The organism is Microbacterium sp. NPDC055665 (assembly GCF_053618035.1).
This window is the reverse complement of sequence record NZ_JBSHGY010000002.1, coordinates 497,648-516,646: the sequence shown is the minus strand read 5'-3', so window position 1 is coordinate 516,646 and position 18,999 is coordinate 497,648. Positions and strand designations below refer to the sequence as shown.

General features: G+C 68.2%; 13 protein-coding genes. 9 read left to right on the top strand and 4 right to left on the bottom strand.

Features of this window, described 5'->3' with window-relative positions; genetic code table 11:
* Both ACWGO6_RS08180 and ACWGO6_RS08175 read right to left on the bottom strand, forming a co-directional pair.
* On the bottom strand, positions 1–1,232 hold a 1,232-nt coding region (locus tag ACWGO6_RS08180; protein ID WP_452326421.1), incomplete at its 3' end, for a chaplin family protein.
* Between the two features lie 103 nt (positions 1,233–1,335).
* Positions 1,336–2,358, bottom strand: a complete 1,023-nt coding sequence (locus ACWGO6_RS08175) for a hypothetical protein (protein WP_136041972.1) — start codon at positions 2,356–2,358, stop codon at positions 1,336–1,338.
* Between the two features lie 530 nt (positions 2,359–2,888).
* Here ACWGO6_RS08175 and dnaB point away from each other — a divergent pair.
* The 7 genes from dnaB to ACWGO6_RS08140 all read left to right on the top strand — a co-directional run bounded on the left by dnaB (position 2,889) and on the right by ACWGO6_RS08140 (position 13,469).
* A complete protein-coding gene (dnaB, locus tag ACWGO6_RS08170) occupies positions 2,889–4,262 on the top strand; it encodes a replicative DNA helicase (RefSeq protein WP_136041971.1) in 1,374 nt (457 codons plus the stop codon).
* A 123-nt stretch (positions 4,263–4,385) separates the two neighbouring features.
* Complete coding sequence (locus ACWGO6_RS08165) at positions 4,386–5,600, top strand: ROK family transcriptional regulator (RefSeq protein WP_452326420.1); 1,215 nt, start codon at positions 4,386–4,388, stop codon at positions 5,598–5,600.
* A 142-nt stretch (positions 5,601–5,742) separates the two neighbouring features.
* Complete coding sequence (locus tag ACWGO6_RS08160; RefSeq protein ID WP_452326419.1) at positions 5,743–7,095, top strand: extracellular solute-binding protein; 1,353 nt, start codon at positions 5,743–5,745, stop codon at positions 7,093–7,095.
* 10 nt (positions 7,096–7,105) lie between these two features.
* Complete coding sequence (locus tag ACWGO6_RS08155) at positions 7,106–8,035, top strand: carbohydrate ABC transporter permease (RefSeq protein ID WP_342589076.1); 930 nt, start codon at positions 7,106–7,108, stop codon at positions 8,033–8,035.
* Positions 8,035–8,922, top strand: coding sequence for a carbohydrate ABC transporter permease (locus tag ACWGO6_RS08150; protein ID WP_452326418.1), 888 nt, complete (start codon positions 8,035–8,037; stop codon positions 8,920–8,922). Before ACWGO6_RS08155 ends, ACWGO6_RS08150 begins: the two co-directional genes overlap by 1 nt.
* A 46-nt stretch (positions 8,923–8,968) precedes the next feature.
* The gene (locus ACWGO6_RS08145; RefSeq protein WP_452326417.1) at positions 8,969–11,992 is read left to right on the top strand and encodes an alpha-mannosidase; all 3,024 of its coding nucleotides are present in this window, start codon (positions 8,969–8,971) and stop codon (positions 11,990–11,992) included.
* 184 nt (positions 11,993–12,176) lie between these two features.
* A complete protein-coding gene (locus ACWGO6_RS08140) occupies positions 12,177–13,469 on the top strand; it encodes an alpha/beta fold hydrolase (protein WP_452326416.1) in 1,293 nt (430 codons plus the stop codon).
* 7 nt (positions 13,470–13,476) lie between these two features.
* On the opposite strand, the gene ACWGO6_RS08135 is transcribed toward ACWGO6_RS08140, so the two are convergent.
* Complete coding sequence (locus ACWGO6_RS08135; RefSeq protein ID WP_452326415.1) at positions 13,477–15,966, bottom strand: glycosyl hydrolase 2 galactose-binding domain-containing protein; 2,490 nt, start codon at positions 15,964–15,966, stop codon at positions 13,477–13,479.
* Between the two features lie 192 nt (positions 15,967–16,158).
* The gene (locus ACWGO6_RS08130) at positions 16,159–17,493 is read right to left on the bottom strand and encodes an alpha-L-fucosidase (RefSeq protein ID WP_452326414.1); all 1,335 of its coding nucleotides are present in this window, start codon (positions 17,491–17,493) and stop codon (positions 16,159–16,161) included.
* A gap of 181 nt (positions 17,494–17,674) precedes the next feature.
* On the opposite strand from ACWGO6_RS08130, the gene ACWGO6_RS08125 reads away from it, so the two are divergent.
* Together ACWGO6_RS08125 and ACWGO6_RS08120 are read left to right on the top strand one after the other, a co-directional pair.
* On the top strand, positions 17,675–17,944 hold the full coding sequence (locus ACWGO6_RS08125; RefSeq protein WP_452326413.1) for a hypothetical protein: 270 nt from the start codon (positions 17,675–17,677) through the stop codon (positions 17,942–17,944).
* Between the two features lie 6 nt (positions 17,945–17,950).
* A complete protein-coding gene (locus tag ACWGO6_RS08120) occupies positions 17,951–18,946 on the top strand; it encodes an ABC transporter substrate-binding protein (RefSeq protein ID WP_452326531.1) in 996 nt (331 codons plus the stop codon).
* Positions 18,947–18,999: the final 53 nt, after the last annotated feature.

Genomic DNA, 18,999 nt, shown 5'->3' with positions numbered 1-18,999 from the left:
ATCGCGTTGCCGGTCACGGCCACGGGGGCGGTGATGGGTGCGGTGATCTGGGTGCCGCCGAGGATGCCGTCGTCTCCGGTGGTGGTGTTGCCTCCGGTGGCGGGAGCGGTGGTTCCGCCGGTGCCGGTGCCGGTGACGGTGGCGTCGTCGAGGGCGGAGATCGCGTTGCCGGTCACGGCCACGGGGGCGGTGATGGGTGCGGTGATCTGGGTGCCGCCGAGGATGCCGTCGTCTCCGGTGGTGGTGTTGCCTCCAGTGGCGGGGGCGGTGGGTGCCGTGCTTCCGCCTGTGCCGGATCCGGTCGACGCGCTGTCGCCGAGCAGGGAGATCGCGTTGCCCGACACCTTCACGGGTGCCGTGACGGGTGCAATCGCCTGCGTGCCGCCGAGGGTCGCGTCCTCACCCGAGGTTCCCGCCGTCGTGGCGGGAGCGGAAGAGCCGCCGGTGCCGGCCGTGCCGGATCCGGTCGACGCGCTGTCGCCGAGCAGCGAGATCGCATTGCCCGACACCGTCACCGGTGCCGTGACGGGCGCGATCACCTGGGTGCCGCTGCCGATCCCGTCGTCACCGGACGTGGCGCCCGATGTGGTCGGCGCAGAGGACGCCGGTGCTGCGGCTGCCTCTCCGCTCGACGGGGCGCTCTCGGTGTCGCCGAGCACGGACACGGCGTTGCCCGTGACCGTGATCGGGGCGTTGACCGCGAGCAGCGCCTGCGTGCCCGAGAGCACGCCGTCCACTCCGTTCGTGGTCACGAGAGGCGCCCCGGCCGGGGTCTCGGCCTGGGGAGCCGAGTTCTGGGGAGTTGCGGCCGGGGCGCTGGTCGATGAGCTGTCGTCGAGCACGCTCACCGCGTTGCCCGACACCGTGACGGGGAGGTTCACGGTCACGACGGCCTGGGTGCCGGATGCCGTGCCCGAGGATCCGCTGGTCGTCGGAGCCGGAGCCGGAGCCGGAGCCGGAGCCGGAGCCGGAGCCGGTGCGGGAGCCGGAGCGGGAGCTGGGGCCGGCGCGGGAGCCGGTGCGGGGGCGGGCGCCGCGACGACGTCGCCGAGCACGGAGATCGCGTTGCCGACCGCCGAGATCGGTGCCGTGATCGCTGTCTCCGCCTGCGTGCCGGAGAGCAGTCCGTCTTCCCCGGATGTCTCGGCCGCGTTCGCGGCCGTCGCGCCGAGGAGCGTGATGCCCCCGGCGAGGAGCGTGCCCCACAGGGCCCGCTTGAGGTAAGTGCGCATGATCGTTTCTCCTGACTGGATGGATCGTCTGATGGGTGCGCGCGATCAGAGTGCGCGCGCAGCACGGCATCTGTCGTTCCCGGGGGAACGACGTGACGGACCGTCAGTCAGGAGAGACGTCGGTGTCGGCGACCGGCGACGAAGGAAGCACGTCGTCGGATGCGCCGGATGTCCGCTCTCCAGCACGGAGCGGAGCAGGTGCCACGTCGCTGAGGCGCGCGTGGGCAGGGCTGGAGCCCCCACCGGGACCGGCGGAGGAAGAAGCGGGTGCAGGGGCGCCCGGCGGGTTCCCGGAAGAGGAGCCGGTGGGCGCAGTCGCGGTGTCTTGCGCGGCCGGAGCAGACTGCGAGCCCGCGAGGGAGACGCCGGGCGAGGATGAGAGGGCCGTGGCGTGCGCGGAAGCGACGCCCGAGGCGCCGAGGATCGGTGCCGGCGCGGCGGCCGTCGCGGTGACGGCGATGCCGGGGACGACGTCGTCGGAGTGGTCGATGACACCGGTGCCCGGGGTCGGAACGGGTGTCGTCGGGTCGGGTGTCGTCGGATCGAGCGCCTCGAGCACGGGCGGGACGGTTCCGTTCGTCACCTCTCCGAGAAGGGCGGTCGTGTCATCGACCACTCCGACGACGTCGTCCACGGCGGAGATCACGCCGAGGTCGGTGACCAGGTCGCCGACGACGGGGACGCCCGCGACGGTGTCGAGGATCGGATCGGTGATCTGCGATACCGGCGAATCTGTCAGGACCTCGGTGACCGGTGCGATGACCGCCTCCGCCGTCTCGGTGACGGCGTGCACGACCGGGGCGGTGGCAGGACCCACGACCGGGGTCTCGGCGACGGCCTGCGTCACGGTCTCGACCACGGCCGGAACGGCCTTCTGCACGGGGGCGACGACCTTCGTGACCACGGGTGCGACGACCTTCGACACGACGGGCGCCACCGGAGCGGTGACGGTCGACACGGTTTCATTCACGAGCGAGGTCAGCCCGTCGAGCGGGCCGTCCTGCTGCTCATCCGCGTGCGCGGAACCGCCGCCGAGGAGGACGGTGAGCGTCGCCCAGGCGAGCGCTCCGACGGCACCCCAGAGGGCCACGGCAGGAACGCCGCGTCGGGTGGCCGAAACGTCCACGTCCACCTCCCCCTCCGAAGGCAACGTACGTCGACGCAGATGCGTCGATTGCGGGTGACGATACTCGCGAGGGGAGGTTCTGTCTAGGGGGTTTTGCGCGCGTTTCCGGGGATGTCGGGTTGTGACGCGCCCGGTGAAAACTCGGCTTGACTTTCCCCAGGTTCTACACATCCCCCTCCCGAGAGGGGCAACCTTCAATGCGCGATTTAAACTGATTCCCATCCACAGGCTGGGGAAACAACAAAGACCAGTTCAAACGGCAGAAAAAAGTTTGAACTGTCACCCATCCACGGGGTTATCCACACCCGTTGTGCACAGACACTCCGGCTTTGTCCGCACGCTTTCCACATGGTTATCCACAGGCCGTGTTGCATGTGGAAACCGTCGCTCGTAGCGTGGGCGAGCGACCGAATGTCGGAGGCACCTGTTTCGCTGTGCGAAGCGGTTCGTCGGCCGAGAGCCACGCGGCCCCGCCGCCGAAGCGCCTCATCAGAACATCGCATCGGAAACGTCGCATCGAAGGGAAGACTGTGTCGATCGCCGACATCTCAGAGGAGCGCCTGGGAGGGCAGCGTCCGCCGGAGCGCACCCCTCCGCACGACCTCCTCGCGGAGCAGAGCGCGCTGGGCGGAATGCTCCTCTCGAAAGATGCCGTCGCCGACGTGATCGAGACGCTCAAGGGCGCCGACTTCTACATCCCGAAGCACGAGCTGATCTTCGAGGCGATCCTCTCGCTCTACTCGCACGGCGAGCCCACCGACGTCGTGGCCGTCACCGACGAGCTGATCAAGACCGGCGAGCTGGGTCGCGCGGGCGGCGCCGACTACCTGCACACCCTCACCTCGATCGTCCCCACCGCGGCGAACGCCGGCTACTACGCGGGCATCGTCTCGGAGCGCGCGATCCTCCGTCGCCTGGTCGACGCCGGCACGCGCATCGTGCAGCTCGGCTACGCGGGTGAGGGCGACGCGACCGACATCGTCAACAACGCTCAGGCCGAGATCTACTCGATCACCGGATCCGAGACCGCCGAGGACTACGTCCCGCTGCAGATCGCCGTCGACGCGGCTCTCGAAGAGATCGAGGCCGCCAGCGGCCGCGACGGCTCGATGACGGGTGTGCCCACCGGGTTCCGGGAGCTCGACGAACTCACCAACGGCCTGCACGGTGGACAGATGATCGTCGTCGCCGCGCGTCCTGCCATGGGTAAGTCCACGCTCGCGCTCGATTTCGCGCGCTCGGCATCCATCGGCCACAACATCCCCTCGGTCTTCTTCTCGCTCGAGATGGGCAAGAGCGAGATCGCGATGCGTCTGCTCAGCGCCGAGGGCCAGATCCCGCTGCAGAACATGCGCAAGGGAAACCTCGACCCGCGCGACTGGACCACCGTCGCCGCGACCCGCGGCCGCATCAACGACGCTCCGCTCTACATCGACGACAGCCCCAACATGACGCTCGTCGAGATCCGCGCGAAGTGCCGTCGACTCAAGCAGCGCGAGGGCCTGCGCATGGTCATCATCGACTACCTGCAACTGATGACCTCGGGCAAGCGCGTCGAGTCGCGTCAGCAGGAGGTCTCGGAGTTCTCGCGAAGCCTCAAGCTCATCGCCAAGGAACTGCAGGTTCCCGTGATCGCCCTGTCGCAACTGAACCGTGGTCCCGAGCAGCGCACCGACAAGAAGCCCGCGATCAGCGACCTGCGTGAGTCCGGCTCGATCGAGCAGGACGCCGACATGGTCATCCTGCTGCACCGCGACTCGGTCTACGACAAGGATGTGCGCCCCGGCGAGGCCGACCTGATCGTCGCCAAGCACCGTAACGGTCCGACCGCCACGATCACCGTCGCGTTCCAGGGTCACTACTCCCGCTTCATGGACATGGCCCCGGGCGGCGACTTCAACTGATCGTCTCCCCCGACGCACGCGGGCGAACTCTCGAACCCGCGAGCCCGGGTTTGACCGTTGCGGTGCTGCGCGGCGATCATGAGGTTCACGCGCTGACGGAGGCGCACGGGTGAGGAGCGGAATATGCAGCGTGGGTCGAACCTCCCTGCTGTCGGCGTCTACAACCAGGCGCTCGTCTTCGACCTCATCCGCCGGTCCGAGGAAGGGCTCAGCCGCAGCGAGCTCGCCGAACGCACGGGGTTGTCCACGCAGACGCTCAGCAATGTCACTCGCCGACTTGCCAACGAGGGGCTGATCGAAGAGACCGGAAAGGTCATCTCGGGGCCGGGAAAGCCACGGACGCTCCTCGCTCTGCGGTCGGACTCGCGCTACGCGGTCGGGGTGCATCTCGACCCGGCCGTCGACACCGTGGTGGTCGTTGATGCCGCCGGCGCTGTCGTCGCACGGACCGAGCAGACCCCCGGAGGCGCGGATGCGTCGCCGGACGAACTCGTGGGCCGTCTCGGGGACAGCGTCCGATCGCTCATCGTCGAGGCGCGTCTTCCGGCTAAGCGCGTGCTCGGGATCGGTGTGGCGGCCCCGGGGCCGTTCGACCGCGACGCGGGTCGCCTGCTGAATCCGCCGCTCCTCCCCGCCTGGCACAACGTGTCGGTGCGCACAGAGCTGGAAAGGGTCAGCGGGCTGCCGACGCTGCTCGAGAAGGACGTCGTGGCGACGGTCGTCGGGGAGCAGTGGTTCGACGCGGGGCAGGAGCTCGCCGACGCGATGTTCCTCTACTACGGTGCCGGCCTCGGCCTCGGGCTTTCCGTCTCGGGGGCACCGGTGCACGGGCAAACGGGCAACGCCGGCAACATCGCGCACATCGTCGTCGACCCGGAGGGGCCGCTCTGCACCTGCGGATCGCGTGGCTGCATCGGCGTGATCATGGAGCCGAGGGTGCTCCTGGCCCAGGCGGAGCGGACGACTTCGCCGAGCGGCACGGCGGATGCACGGATGCAGCTCGAGTTGCTGTCGTCCTTGGCCGCCGCCGGAGACGAAGGAGTGCTTGCGGCCCTGGAGCGCGCGGGGAGGCACCTCGCGACGGCGATCGTCGAGGTGAACAACCTCCTCGATCTCGGCATCGTCGTCCTCGGAGGCCCCGCGTGGTCGAGGCTCGGTGAACGGCTTCTCCCGGCGCTGGATCACTGGGTGCACACCTCCGCCGTCAGCACGTCCACGGAACCCGTGCACCTGCGCCCATCGCAGATGGGAGCGGATTCAGCCGCGGTCGGAGCCGCGTGCCTCGTGCTCGACGATGCCCTCACGGCACGGCCGTCACGGCTCATGATCAGCCGCTGACCGCGGGCGGCCGCTGCCGCCGGACGGAATGCGTTCCGTGACGGAACTGTTACGTGCTGCTCTCGACCCATTTATCCCATTTGATAGGATTATCCGTCTGAGGGCCTCAACAGCGAGGTCCGCATGCAAAGGAGCAAATCAGATGCGAACGAAGCCCCTCGCCGCCGTCGGCGCGATCGCGGTCGGCGCAGTCGTCCTCTCGGGATGCGGTGCATCCGGGGACGCGGAGACGTCCGACAGCGGAGACCGCACCATCACCGTCGCGTATCAGATGACGTCCGCGTTCCACCAGCTCGATGATCTCTTCCAGAAGGTCAAACCCGAGTTCGAGGCCGCGAACCCCGGTGTGACGGTGAAGCTCCAGCCGATCGAGTCCGAGGACGAGTACTTCACGAAGCTCGCCCTGATGAACGGCTCGCCCGACACGGCGCCCGACGTGATCTACGAAGACACTTTCCAGCTGCGCTCCGACGCCGCTGCCGGCTACCTGCTCCCGATCGACGACTACCTCGCCGACTGGGATGACTGGGACCAGTTCTACGACGCCGCCAAGGAGGCCGGGCTCGGCGGAGACGGCAGCACCTACGGCGTCTCGATGGGCACCGACACCCGCGCGATCTACTACAACAAGGAGATCTTCGCCGCGGCCGGACTCCCCGCCGACTGGCAGCCCACGTCGTGGCAGGACATCCTCGATGCCGCCGAAGCGGTGAAGGCGTACGACGCCGACCTGATCCCGCTGAACATCTACGGCAGCAAGAGCGCCGGTGAGCAGACGTCGATGCAGGGTCTCGAGATGCTGCTCTACGGCACCGAGTCCACTCTGTATGACGCCGACTCCGACAAGTGGGCGGTGGGCTCCGAGGGTCTCACGGATGCGTTCGGCTTCTACGACACGCTCTACAAGAACGATCTGGCGACCCCGCTCGATCTCGCCCTCGACTCGAACATCGGCAGCCGCGTCCCCACGGAGCTGCTCCCCGAGGGGAAGCTCGCCATGGCCATCGACGGGTCGTGGCTCCCCGGCGGCTGGATCAGCGGCGAAAGCGCCTGGGAGGGCTGGGAGGACACGATCGGTCTCGCCAAGATGCCGACGCAGGACGGCGGCGACCCCGGCTTCACCTCGATGTCCGGGGGCTGGACCCTCGCGGTCGGGGCTCAGACGAAGCACCCGCAGACGTCCTTCGACTTCATCGCCATGGCGTTGAACCAGGAGAACTCGCTCAAGTACGACACCGAGAACAGCCAGATCGCCGTCCGCGAAGACGTCGCGACCGACGATGCGTACCTCTCGTACAACCCGACCTTCGCGTTCTTCTCCGACCTCGTGCAGTACACGCACTTCCGCCCGACCACGCCGGACTACTCGCAGATCACCAGCGCGCTTCAGCAGGCCACCGAATCGGTGATCACCGGAGAAGCGAGCCCGGAGGACGCGGCCAAGACCTATGACGACGCGCTCACCCAGATCGTCGGCGCGGACAAGGTCGAGTAGGAACCCTGCAGTGACCTCCGCTTCCACAACGCACAGCCCGGCCCCGGTGCAGACCGGGGCCGGGAGGCGCGCCCCGCTCCGCGAACTGATGCGCTCGGTTCCGCTGCTGCCCGCCGTGGTGCTGCTGGTCGTGTTCCTGCTCGGGCCGATCATCTACGCCATCTGGGGATCGCTGACCAACCGCGCGCTCACGGGCTATCGGGCGGCGCAGCCCGAGTTCATCGGACTCGACAACTACGTCTCGCTGTTCACCGACCCGAACTTCTGGACCGCACTGGTCCTCACGGTCGTCTTCGTGCTGTTCTCCGCGATCATCGGTCAGAACGTGCTGGGTCTCGGCGTCGCCGCGCTCATGCGCATCGGTTCGAAGTCGGTCAACAGCGTGGTCGGCGCGCTCGTCGTCGTCGCCTGGGTGATGCCCGAGATCGTCGCCGCCTTCGCCCTCTACGCCTACTTCTCGAAGGACGGCACGCTCAACGCGCTGCTGGAGGCCATCGGCATCCCTGCCGTGAGCTGGCTCATCGAGTACCCGATGTTCGCCGTCATCCTCGCCAACGTCTGGCGGGGTACGGCATTCTCGATGCTCGTCTACGGGGCCGCCCTCAACGAAGTGCCGCCCGAGGTGATGGAGGCCGCACAGATCGACGGCGCGAACGCCGCCCAGCGGTTCTTCCTCATCACCATCCCGATGATCCGCCGCTCGATCTCGACGAACCTGATGCTCACCACCCTGCAGACGCTCGGGACCTTCGGTCTCATCTGGGTGATGACCAAGGGAGGGCCGGGCGTCTCGAGTTCGACTCTTCCCGTCCTCGCCTATCAGGAGGCCTTCCAGTACTCCCAGATCGGCTACGGCACGGCGATCGCTGCGGTGACCCTCGTGCTCGGCGCGATCTTCGCGATCTTCTATATCCGCATCCTCAAGCCGGAGGTCGACTGATGACCGCCACCGAAGCAATCGTCCGCCCCGCCGTGAGGCGCGGGCAGCGGATCTCCGTCGCGTCTCCTGCGAAGCGCCGCTCCGCATGGCTCGCCAACACCGTCCTGATCGTGATCGGGCTCGTGTTCCTCGTGCCGATCGCGTGGATCGTGTTCTCCTCGGTGTCCCCGAAGGCCACCGTGTCGATCTCGGTGCCGGAGAGTGTGACGTTCGACAACTTCGCCTCGGTGTTCGACTGGTCGATGACGCTGCTGCCGCTATGGAACTCAGCGCTGATCTCCTTCGGCACCGCCTTGATCACCGTCGTCGTCGGCGTGCTCGCCGCATATCCGCTCTCGCGGCACAACTCGCGGTTCCAGCGCGGTTTCATGTACTCGGTCCTGTTCGGCTCCTGCCTGCCGATCACGGCCATGATGGTGCCGGTCTACGCGCTGTTCGTGCAGTTGAAGATGCTCGATTCGCAGGTCAGCGTGATCCTGTTCATGGCCGCCACGTCGTTGCCGATGGCGATCTGGATGCTGAAGAACTTCATGGACTCGGTGCCGGTCTCCCTCGAAGAGGCGGCATGGGTCGACGGCGCCTCCGCCATGCGGGCGCTGTGGACCATCGTCCTGCCGCTCATGCGCCCAGGCATCAGCGTCGTCTTCATCTTCGTGTTCACGCAGGCGTGGGGGAACTTCTTCGTCCCGTTCGTCCTGCTGTTCAGCTCGGAGAAGATGCCGGCGGCCGTCGCGATCTTCACCTTCTTCGGCACCAACGGGGCCGTCGCCTACGGGCAGCTCGCCGCGTTCGCCATGTTGTACTCCGTGCCGATCCTCGTCCTGTACCTGCTCGTGCAGCGTCTCTCCGGCAGCAACTTCGCGCTGGCCGGCGGCGTCAAGGGCTGATCCCCGGCCTCCTCGCACAATCCCCACGATCCAGAAAGCACCACACATGCACGACCGCACCGCGCTCATCGAGATGCGCATCGACCGATTCATCCGCGAGCGCCTCCGTCCGGCGCGTCACCGCCTGAGCCACCCGCTCGAGGTGCGCGCGTGGGAGGTGCCGGGGGAGCCGGTGCCCTTCACGGATGCCGTTCAGGCGGACTACACGCCGACCGCTGTCGGCGCTCCGTGGGGCCGCCCCTGGGGCACGACCTGGTTCCGTGTGAGCGGGGAGGTCCCGAGCGAATGGCGCACGGCATCCGGCGATCTCCCCGACGGCACCAGGGCAGAGCTCGTCGTGGACCTCGGCTTCACGGCCGGACAGAGCGGCTTCCAGGCCGAGGCCCTCGTCTGGGGTCTCGACGGGAGTCCGATCAAGGGCATCTCGCCGTTCAACAACGCGGTCGCCGCGGCGGTGCAGTCGGACGGCCGCATCGACGTGCTGCTCGAGGCGGCGTCGAATCCCGACGTGGGCAGCATCTTCACGTTCGACCCGACCGCGCTCGGCGACCCCGAGACCGCCGGTGCCGATCCGATCTACGTGCTCCGCGTCGTCGATGTGGCTCTGCGCGATCTGACCGTCGAGTCGCTGCTCGACGACACCGTGATCCTGCGTGGGCTCCTGGGCGAGCTGGATGCTGCGTCGCCGCGGCGGGCGGAGATCGTGCAGGCACTGGATCGGATGATCGACCTCGTGGACCCGCATGACGTCGCTGGCACGGCGGCCGCGGGGCGTGAGGCGCTCCGAGCGGTGCTGGCGAGTCCTGCCCATGCCAGCGCGCACGTGCTTCATGCCGTCGGACACGCGCACATCGATTCGGCCTGGCTGTGGCCGGTGCGCGAGACGGCGCGCAAGGTGTCGCGCACCTTCTCGAACGTGCTCTCGCTGATGGACGAGAACCCCGACGTCGTGTTCGCGAGTTCATCGGCGCAGCAGTTCGCCTGGATCAAGGAGCGCTACCCGGAGATCTGGGAGCGTCTGGTCGAGCGCGTGCGCGAAGGCCGCTTCGTCCCGGTCGGCGGCATGTGGGTCGAGTCGGACACGAACATGGTCGGCTCCGAAGCCCTCGCCCGTCAGTTCGTCGAGGGCAAGGGCTTCTTCCTCCGCGAGTTCGGGATCGACACCCCCGAGGTCTGGCTGCCCGACTCCTTCGGCTACAGCGGGGCCCTTCCGCAGATCATCAAGGCCTCGGGATCGAAGTGGTTCCTCACGCAGAAGATCTCCTGGAACGAGACGAACCGGATGCCGCATCACACCTTCCTCTGGGAGGGGCTCGACGGCACGCGCGTGTTCACACACTTCCCTCCGGTCGACAAGTACAACTCGGACGCCTCGCAGGCCGACCTCGCGCATGCGCAGCGGAACTTCCAGGACAAGGGCCGAGCCCGTGTCTCGCTGCTGCCGTACGGTTACGGCGACGGCGGAGGCGGACCGACCCGTGAGATGGCGGCGCAGGTCGAGCGCGCGGGGTCGCTGGAAGGGTCGCCGGTCGCCCGGCATTCCACGCCTCGGGCATTCTTCGAGCAGGCCGAGTCGGAATACCCGTCGCCCGAGGTGTGGAGCGGAGAGCTGTATCTCGAGTTCCACCGCGGCACGTACACGAGTCAGCTCGGCACCAAGCAGGGCAACCGTCGCAGCGAGCACCTGCTCCGCGAAGCCGAGCTGTGGGCGGCGACGGCGACCGTCCGAACCGGACGCGCCTATCCGGCTGAGCAGCTGAAGCGCCTCTGGCAGCTCGTCCTCCTCCAGCAGTTCCACGACATCCTGCCCGGAACGTCGATCGCCTGGGTGCATCAGGATGCCGAGCGCAACTACGCGGCGATCGCCGTGGAGCTCGAGCAGATCATCGCCGACTCGCTGCGTGCGCTGGTCGGCGAGGGCACGCGCAGCCTCGTGGCCAACGCGGCCCCGCACGGGCACGCGTCGGTCGGCGCACTGTCGATCGGCGAGGCGGATGCGGCTGCACCGGTCGCGCCGGTCGCGGTGGACGGCGGATTCGTGCTCGACAACGGGCTCGTGCGCGCGACGATCGACGCCCGCGGGGTGCTCACCTCGATCATCGACCTGGCGAGCGGCCGCGAGGTCGTGCCGGCCGGCCAGAGCGCCGGCGTCTTCCAGCTGCACCGGGACACCCCGACGCAGTGGGACGCCTGGGACATCGACGAGCACTATCGTCGCAACGTCACCGACCTCCTCGATGTGGACGGCATCGAGATCGTCGACGGCGCCGTGGTGATCTCGCGCTCATTCGGCGCGTCGACGCTGGTGCACAGCATCCGTCTCGACGAAGGGTCGCGCACCCTGAAGCTGGCCGTCGACGTCGACTGGCACGAGCGGCAGAAGCTGCTCAAGCTCAGCGTCCCCGTCGACGTGCACACCGACCACGCCGCCTCCGAGATCCAGTTCGGGCACATCGTGCGTCCGACCCACACCAACACCTCGTGGGATGCTGCGCGCTTCGAGACCGTGGCGCATCGGTGGGTCAGAGTGGGGGAGAGCGACTTCGGCGTCGCGGTCACCAACGACTCCACCTACGGCCACGACATCACCCGGCACCCGCGTGAGACGGGCGGCACGTACTCGACCGTGCGGCTCTCGCTCGTCAGGGCGGCGCTGTTCCCCGACCCGCAGCAGGACCAGGGCCGGCATCATCTGGAGGTGGGCATCGTCGTCGGCGGCGAGCTCGTCGACGCGATCGCCGAGGGGTACCGCACGAACCTCGCAGAGCGCCGCATCGAGGGCGCCGACGATGTGCAGCCCCTCATCTCGATCGATCACCCGGGTGTGGTGGTCGAGGCCGTCAAGCTCGCCGAAGACGGCAGCGGCGACGTCATCGTCCGGCTGTACGAGGCTCTCGGGCGTCGTGCCGATGCCACGGTCACCGTGGGCTTCCCGAGCGGCGACGCCAGCGAAGTGGACCTGCTCGAGCGTGAGATCGAGCCGGCGGTGCTGACGGGTCAGGATGCCGACGGCATCCGTCTGGCGCTGCGTCCGTTCCAGCTCGTGACGTTGCGGCTGCCGCGGGTCTGAACCGGTGAGGGGTCTCCGCCCGCGCGGAGGCCCCTCACCTGTTCAGCGGCGGGCTTCTTCGCCATCTCGACCCGGAAGCCACACGACGACGGTTCATCCCTTTCGAGTGATGCGTTTCCCGTCGAGAGGAGAGAGTCTGGACACGTGCGAGAAACATCTCTCGCCGCGTCTGGGGGAAATACACATGGCGAAAGTCTCTGGAATCTCGCACGCCCGCGCGCCGCGGATCTGGGCGGGGATGGCTGTTCTGGCGCTCGCGGTGGGGGTGCTCGCGGCGTGCAGTGCACCGTCGATCGAATCCGTCGACCCGTCGGAGGGCGCGAAGGGGTTCCCGGTGGGCGAGTGGGAGGCGTGCGCTCTTCCCGGACAGCCCGATCGGCGGTGCGGCTCGGTGGAGGTCGGTGCGGCGAGCGGCGACGACGACACCAAGGTCGCGATCGCCGTTGCGGTCACCCCCGCTCGTAAAGCCGACGGGGCTCCGAAGGGCGTGTTGATCGTGGACCCGGGCGGCCCGCTGCTGTCGGGCGTCACGTCGCAGGCGGGGTTCGCGGCGACGATCGATGCCGAGATCCGGGACAGTTTCGACATCGTCGGGTACGACCGCCGGGGCTTCGGGCGCAGCACGCCGATCACCTGCGACATCGCGGACCCGCCCGTCTTCACCGCGGCCGACATCGACACGGAGTGGTCGTCCTTCGAGAAGGGTGCGCGTGCGGAGCTGAAGAAGTGCGACCAAGAGACGGATGGCCGCGTGCTCGAGGCCGGCATCAATGCGGGTGTTCGCGATCTCGAGGCGGTCCGCACGGCGTTGAAGGCGGACCGGATCGACATGCTGGCGATCTCCTACGGGACGCTGCTGGGGCAGGCTTACCTCGCCGAGCACCCGGATCGTGTGCGCACGATGATCCTCGACGGCACCATGGACCCGGAATCGACCGGCCCCCAGCAGACGCTCGACGGCATGCTGGAAAGCGCGGATGCTGCGGCGAGCTACGGCACCGACCGCGACCCCGAGCTCGCCGACGGCTTCGTGCCCGCGTTCCAGAAGATGGCCGAGGTCTACGACTCCGCGGCTCCGTACTCCCAGGATCTGGCCTACAACTGCACCGACTTCCCGTGGCCCTCGACTCCGGAGGAAGAGGCGGATGGCCTGACGGCCGAGCAGCAGGCCGAGGTTCTCAGCACCCACGCCAATTGCTACGGATGGCCGGGGGCCGACCCGATCGGAGCGCTCGACTTCCCCGACGACGCTCCGAAACCGCTGCTGATCAACGGACTCGACGACCGTCGGACCCCGATCGAAGACGCGCGCACCGTCGCCGAGCGCACCGGAGGCGTGCTCATCACGATGCCGGGGAGCTTCCACGGACTGGTGAACAACTTCACCTGCCCGACCGACATCGCCGAGGCCTACCTCCTCACCGCACAGCTGCCGGCGGCATCCGAGTGCCCGCAGCCGAAGCCGATCGGGAACTGAGTCCGGCTCAGCGCGCGGCGACCAGCTGGTTGCCCGAACGCGCGACCAGGGGATCGAGCACCGTCGCGGCGTCGAGCTCGGCGACGCCGTCGATGCGGAACGTCGCGCGCTCGCCGGGCAGCAGCGTCACCAGACCGCGGTCGACCCGGGCGTCGGGGGAGAGTCGGTCGACGAGGAGGGTGAGGTCGCGCACCAGTGCACCCGCCGTGACGGTCACCAGGTGCCCGCCGTCGGTGCTTTCCACCTCGGCGGTGAGCCCGGGCTCGGCGAGGGCGCTGTCGCGCGGCTCAGCGAACCACCAGAGCCCGCGGGCTCCGGGTGCATCGGCGACGATCAGTTCGGCGGCGACGTCACCGGGCGTGGCGACGGCATCCGGAACCGGCACACGTGCCGACCCCCGCGGTTCGATCGACACCGCCGCCTCGGTGGAGGCGTGCACCGCCCCGTCGAAGCCGATCCGTCGCAGCGAGACGCTGCCCGACCAGGTGTCGTCGGTGTCGTTGTGCAGCACCGCTTCGAGGCCCTCGCCCGCCGGCTGCACCGTTACCACTCGCGGGTCGAAGGCCTTCTCGATGGCGAACAGCAGCGGCTTCTCCCGTCCGTCGCCGTCGATCGCCGCCCACGAGGTCACGGGCCAGCAGTCGTTCAGCTGCCACACGATCGCGCCCGCGTTGTGCGGGGCGAGCGAGCGGAACCAGTCGAGCGCGAAACCCACCGCATTCGCCTGATTGAGCTGCATGGCCCAGTGCCAGGTCTCGATGTCGTCGGGGATCGGGTAGTGCGCGACCAGTCCTGCGCCCAGCTTCGCGTTGCCGTCAGCCGCCTTCTGATGCACGATCATGCCGGGGGAGTCGGGGGTGATCGGGTCGTCCGAGATGGATCGCGTCAGCGTCGACCAGGTGGGCGGCCCCTGCCACCCGAACTCGGCGACGAAACGCGGGCGGTGGTCGCGGTAGGTCGGCCAGTCGCGGCGGTTCCACTGCTCCCACAGGTGCATGGTGCCGTGCGCCTCGTCGTTGGGATGCGGTCCGGTCTGCCGACTTCCGTCCCACCCGGCGCCCGGGCTGAAGGGGCTTCCGGGTGCATACGGCACGTGCGGAGCGAGCTCGTCGATGATCGCGGGGAAAAGTTCGTAGTAGTAGTGCGCGCCCCAGCTCTTGCCGTCGAGCAGGGTCTTCCAGCCCCAGTCCTCGTATCCCCAGGTGTTCTCGTTGTTGCCGGTGAGCAGCGCGAGTGAGGCGCGGTGGGCGAGGCGCGCGATGTTCTCCCGGGCTTCCGCCTCGATCTCGCCGCGCAGCGGATCCTCCTCCGCGTAGGCGGCGCACGCGAACAGGAAGTCCTGCCAGACCAGCAGGCCGAGCTCGTCGGCGAGATCGTAGAAGTCCTCGGACTCGTAGATCCCCCCGCCCCAGACGCGGATGAGGTTGAGGTTCGCGTTCTTCGCCTGCTCGAGCCTGGTGCGATACCGCGCGCGATCGACGCGGCTCGGGAACGCGTCGTCCGGAATCCAGTTCACGCCCTTCACGTAGATCGGGCGGTCGTTCACGAACAGGGTGAACGGCGTGCCGGATGCGTCCGCCGTCGTGTCCCAGCGCAGGTCGCGGAAACCGACTCGTCGTGTCGCGGAGTCGAGAGTCGTGCCCTCGGACAGGAGGGCGATGTCGACGTCGTAGAGCGGCTGGGCGCCATGGCCGGCGGGCCACCAGCGCTCGATGTCACTCACCCGGACCTCGATCTCCGCCGACGTCTCCGAGGCGGCGATCGGAACCGTGCGGACCGTCCCGGCGACCTCGACCGTCAGGTCGAGCGGGAGTGCCGAGGTGCGTTCGACCTCGATGGCGACGCGTATCGTGCCATCCGTGCCGTCCGGCGTCGCATGGACGCGGACGTCATGCAGACGGGCGTCCGACCAGGACTCCAGGCGCACCTCGCGCCAGATACCGCTCGAGTAGGTGGCGATGCCCCAGTCCCAGCCGAAGCTGCACGCCGACTTGCGCAGGGCGTTGAACGGCGAGGGGTAGGGGCGGGGGCGCGCGCCGAGCGCCACGCTCTGCGCGTCGGCGTACCGGACGGGGCTGCGGAAGGCGACGGTGACCGTGTTGTCGCCGGTGGTGAGCAGCTCCGTCACGTCCAGGCGATAGGAGCGATGCTGGTTGGCGACCTCCGCGATCACGTTCCCGTTCACGGTGACCGTGGCCACGGTGTCGAGACCGTCGAAGACGAGCTCGTGGCGGTCGGCCGCCTGCTCCTGCGACTCGAGGACGAAGCTGCCCTCGTAGGTCCAGTCCACCAGGCCGATCCACGCCAGGGCGGACTCGTTGTCGTCGAGGTACGGGTCGGGGATGAGGCCCGCGCGCAGCAGGTCGAGATGCACCACACCTGGGACGACGGCGGGGATCCAGGCATCGGGCACCTGTGCGGGACCGGCGCTCGGACGGACCCGCCAGCGATCGGTGAGCGGGCGGCGGATGAGGGGAAGGGCGGACGCGACGCTCACGGGACGGCTCCTGCTTCGAGGCCCCTGCAGTTCCCGCTCTGGAAGGAGCATGAAGGCGACGGGGGTGGGGGATGACGACGGCTCCAGCTTCGCAGCTTCGTCGACCGGGAGAGGGATTTGCGGCACGCGTCGGGTGAAGTCGTCGATGTCTGCGCCCAGCCGGTCCACGCCGGCACCATCGTTCCGCGTGGGCTACCCGGCGACCCTGGTCGTGCCTTCCCGGAAACGGATGCGGATCACCGGGAGCGGGCCTGCCGGCCGAGCCTGCGGGATCGAGATGACCAAGTTGCCCAGGGGGTCGTCGTCCCGGGCGTGCCCGGGATCGACGATGGCTCGGAAGGGGAGGTCTTCTCCCGTCGTCAGGAGCTCGACGCCGAGCACGGAATGAGTCCGGACGCCCCGCACGGTGGCGGTCTCGTCCGGCCAGGCGACGAGGTGCAGGTACAGGTCGTCCGCGTTCCTGGTCGACGGGCCGTAGAACTGCCAGGGCTCGAGCCCCGGTCGCGCGCCGATCACGCTTTCGCGGTGGGTGCGCATCCAGTCGGCGATCTCGTGCAGCGTCGCCTCTTCCTTCGCCGGCAGAGCGCCGGTGATGCTCGGCCCCACGTTCAGCAGGAGCGAGCCGCCGTTCGCGACGCAGTCGACGAGTGTGCGGATGAGATGCGCGGTGGTCTTGTAGTCCTGGTCGTCCGGATCCCAGCCCCACGTGTCGTTCATGGTGATGCACGCTTCCCATGCGTCGTGGAGAAGCTCGGCAGGGATCGACTGCTCCGGCGTGACGTAGTCGCCGATTCCGGGGAGGCGGTCGTTGAGGACGACATCAGGCTGAAGGGACCGGATGTGCCTCTCCAGATCCGCGCTGTCCCATTCCTCTGCCGTGCGCTCCCACCCGCCGTCGAACCACAGCAGATCGATGCGCCCGTAGTTCGTGAGCAGCTCGGTGAGTTCCGCCTTCATCCGTTCGCGATATCCGGCCCACTGCGCGGGCGTCGCGCGCGGGTACTCCTCGAACCCGTACGGTGCGAAATCCGCGCGCCAGGCCGGGTAGTCGGGGTCCGACCAGTCGGAAACCGAGAAGTAGAGCCCGATGCGCAGTCCCACCTCCCGGAAGGCATCCACGTAGTCGCGGACGAGATCGCCCCCGCGCGCCCCATAGGGAGACGTGGAGATGTTGAGCGGCGTCGCCGCACTCGGCCAGGACGCCCAGCCCGAGTGATGCTTCGTCGTGAAGACGGCGTACTGCATCCCCGCCTCCCTCGCCGCATGGGCGATCGCCCGAGGATCCCACTCCCGTGGATCGAATCGGTCGGCCTCGGCGAAGTAGTCGACGGCCCGTCGTGCGTGCACACCCGAGCCGTCGTCGCTGGTGAGCCCGACCATCGGCCAGGACAGGTCGACTCCGAGCTGACTCGCCTGATCGAAGTGGATGAACAGTCCGAACGAGGCGGAGCGGAACCACTCCAGGCGGGAACGGTGGGCGGAACTCGCGGCGTGAGGTGCCGGAGTGGCATGCGTGGCGGTGGGCATCTGCTCTCTTCGTCCAGGGCGTGGTCGGGGTTTCGCCGCCCGCAGATGCGAGCACTTGACAAGGCGACGCGCATCAATTTACGCTCGCCAGCAACGTTTAGGCAACCGGTTACCTAAATATCGGTTGGGTCATGAGACAACCCTCGACGATGTCCTCGCTTCCCGATAAGGAGATCCTTCGATGAAGAAGCCGCAGCAACGAATGATGCGTTCCGCCAGTGCCTTCACCGCCGTCGTGACGGTGCTGGTTCTGGCCGGATGCACATCCGGCAGTCCGTCGACGACGACCGCAGACGGTCGGACCGTCCTCAAGGTGTACGGCTGGAAGGGCGGCGAAGGTGAGCCCGCGAATGTCGCCGAGATCAACGCGGCCTTCGAGAAGGCCAACCCCGACATCGAACTCGCGTTCGAGGCGATCCCCGCGAATGAGGCCTATTCGCAACGCGTGTAGCCGGAGCTGCTGGCCGGCAACGCTGCCGACGTGATCATGCTCGACAGCAACCTTCTCGCGACCTGGGGGAAGTCGGGATACCTCGCAGACCTGTCCTCGGCGTCATGGGCCGACGACATCACGCCCGAGGTCGAGAACTTCGCGACCTACGACGGTGATGTGCTCGCCATGCCCATGGAAGCCATCGGGGTCGGCCTGTACTCGAACACGGAACTGCTCAGCGAGGTCGGCGTGACCGAGGTGCCGAAGGACTGGGACGGTTTCGTCGATGCGCTCGCCAAGCTGAAGGCTGCCGGCCATGTCCCCATCACCCTTCCCGACAAGGCGGGGTGGACGGGCGCGATGGCGTTGCTCAATGCCGCGGCGACGACCGTCGACGAGGACTGGGACGAAGAGTTCTACCGGGGTGATGCGAGCTTCTCGGACTGGAAGCCGGCTGTCGAGCAGCTGCTCGACCTGCAGGAGCAGGGTCTGATCGATTGGAAGACCGAGCTCGGCGAAGACGAGTGGTCGCAGGGCGTCGACGACTTCACGGCGGGCGACACGGGCTTCTGGCTCCAGGGCGCATGGAACCTCGGCGGTGTCGCCGAAGCCGGCGTCGACAGCCGGTTCACCGCGTGGCCCGGTGGGGCGGCGGGGGTCGACCCCAACGAGCTGCTGTTCGTCGGCACGATGTGGGGTGTCAACGAGGCGTCCCCCGTGAAGGAGGCCGCCGAGAAGTACGTGGACTTCTGGTCACAGCCCGAGAACCTCGATCTGTTCCTCGAGGCGGAGAATGCGATCTCTCCGTTCACATCGGGCACGAGCCCTCAGACCGACGCGACGGCCGAGTTCCTCGCGTCCTACCAGGCCGGGAACTACCGCTTCATGCAGACGAACACCTGGATGGCGGGAGACGTGCAGACGCAGATGGGCTCTCGCCTGCAGGCGCTGTTCCTCGACGAGATCACCGTCGATGAGTTCCTCGACGAGATGGACGGGATCGCGAAGAAGGCGGAGTAGTCCCGTTCCTGGGTGCGGCCGCCCTGTGTGCGGCGGCCGCACCGCACTCGCTG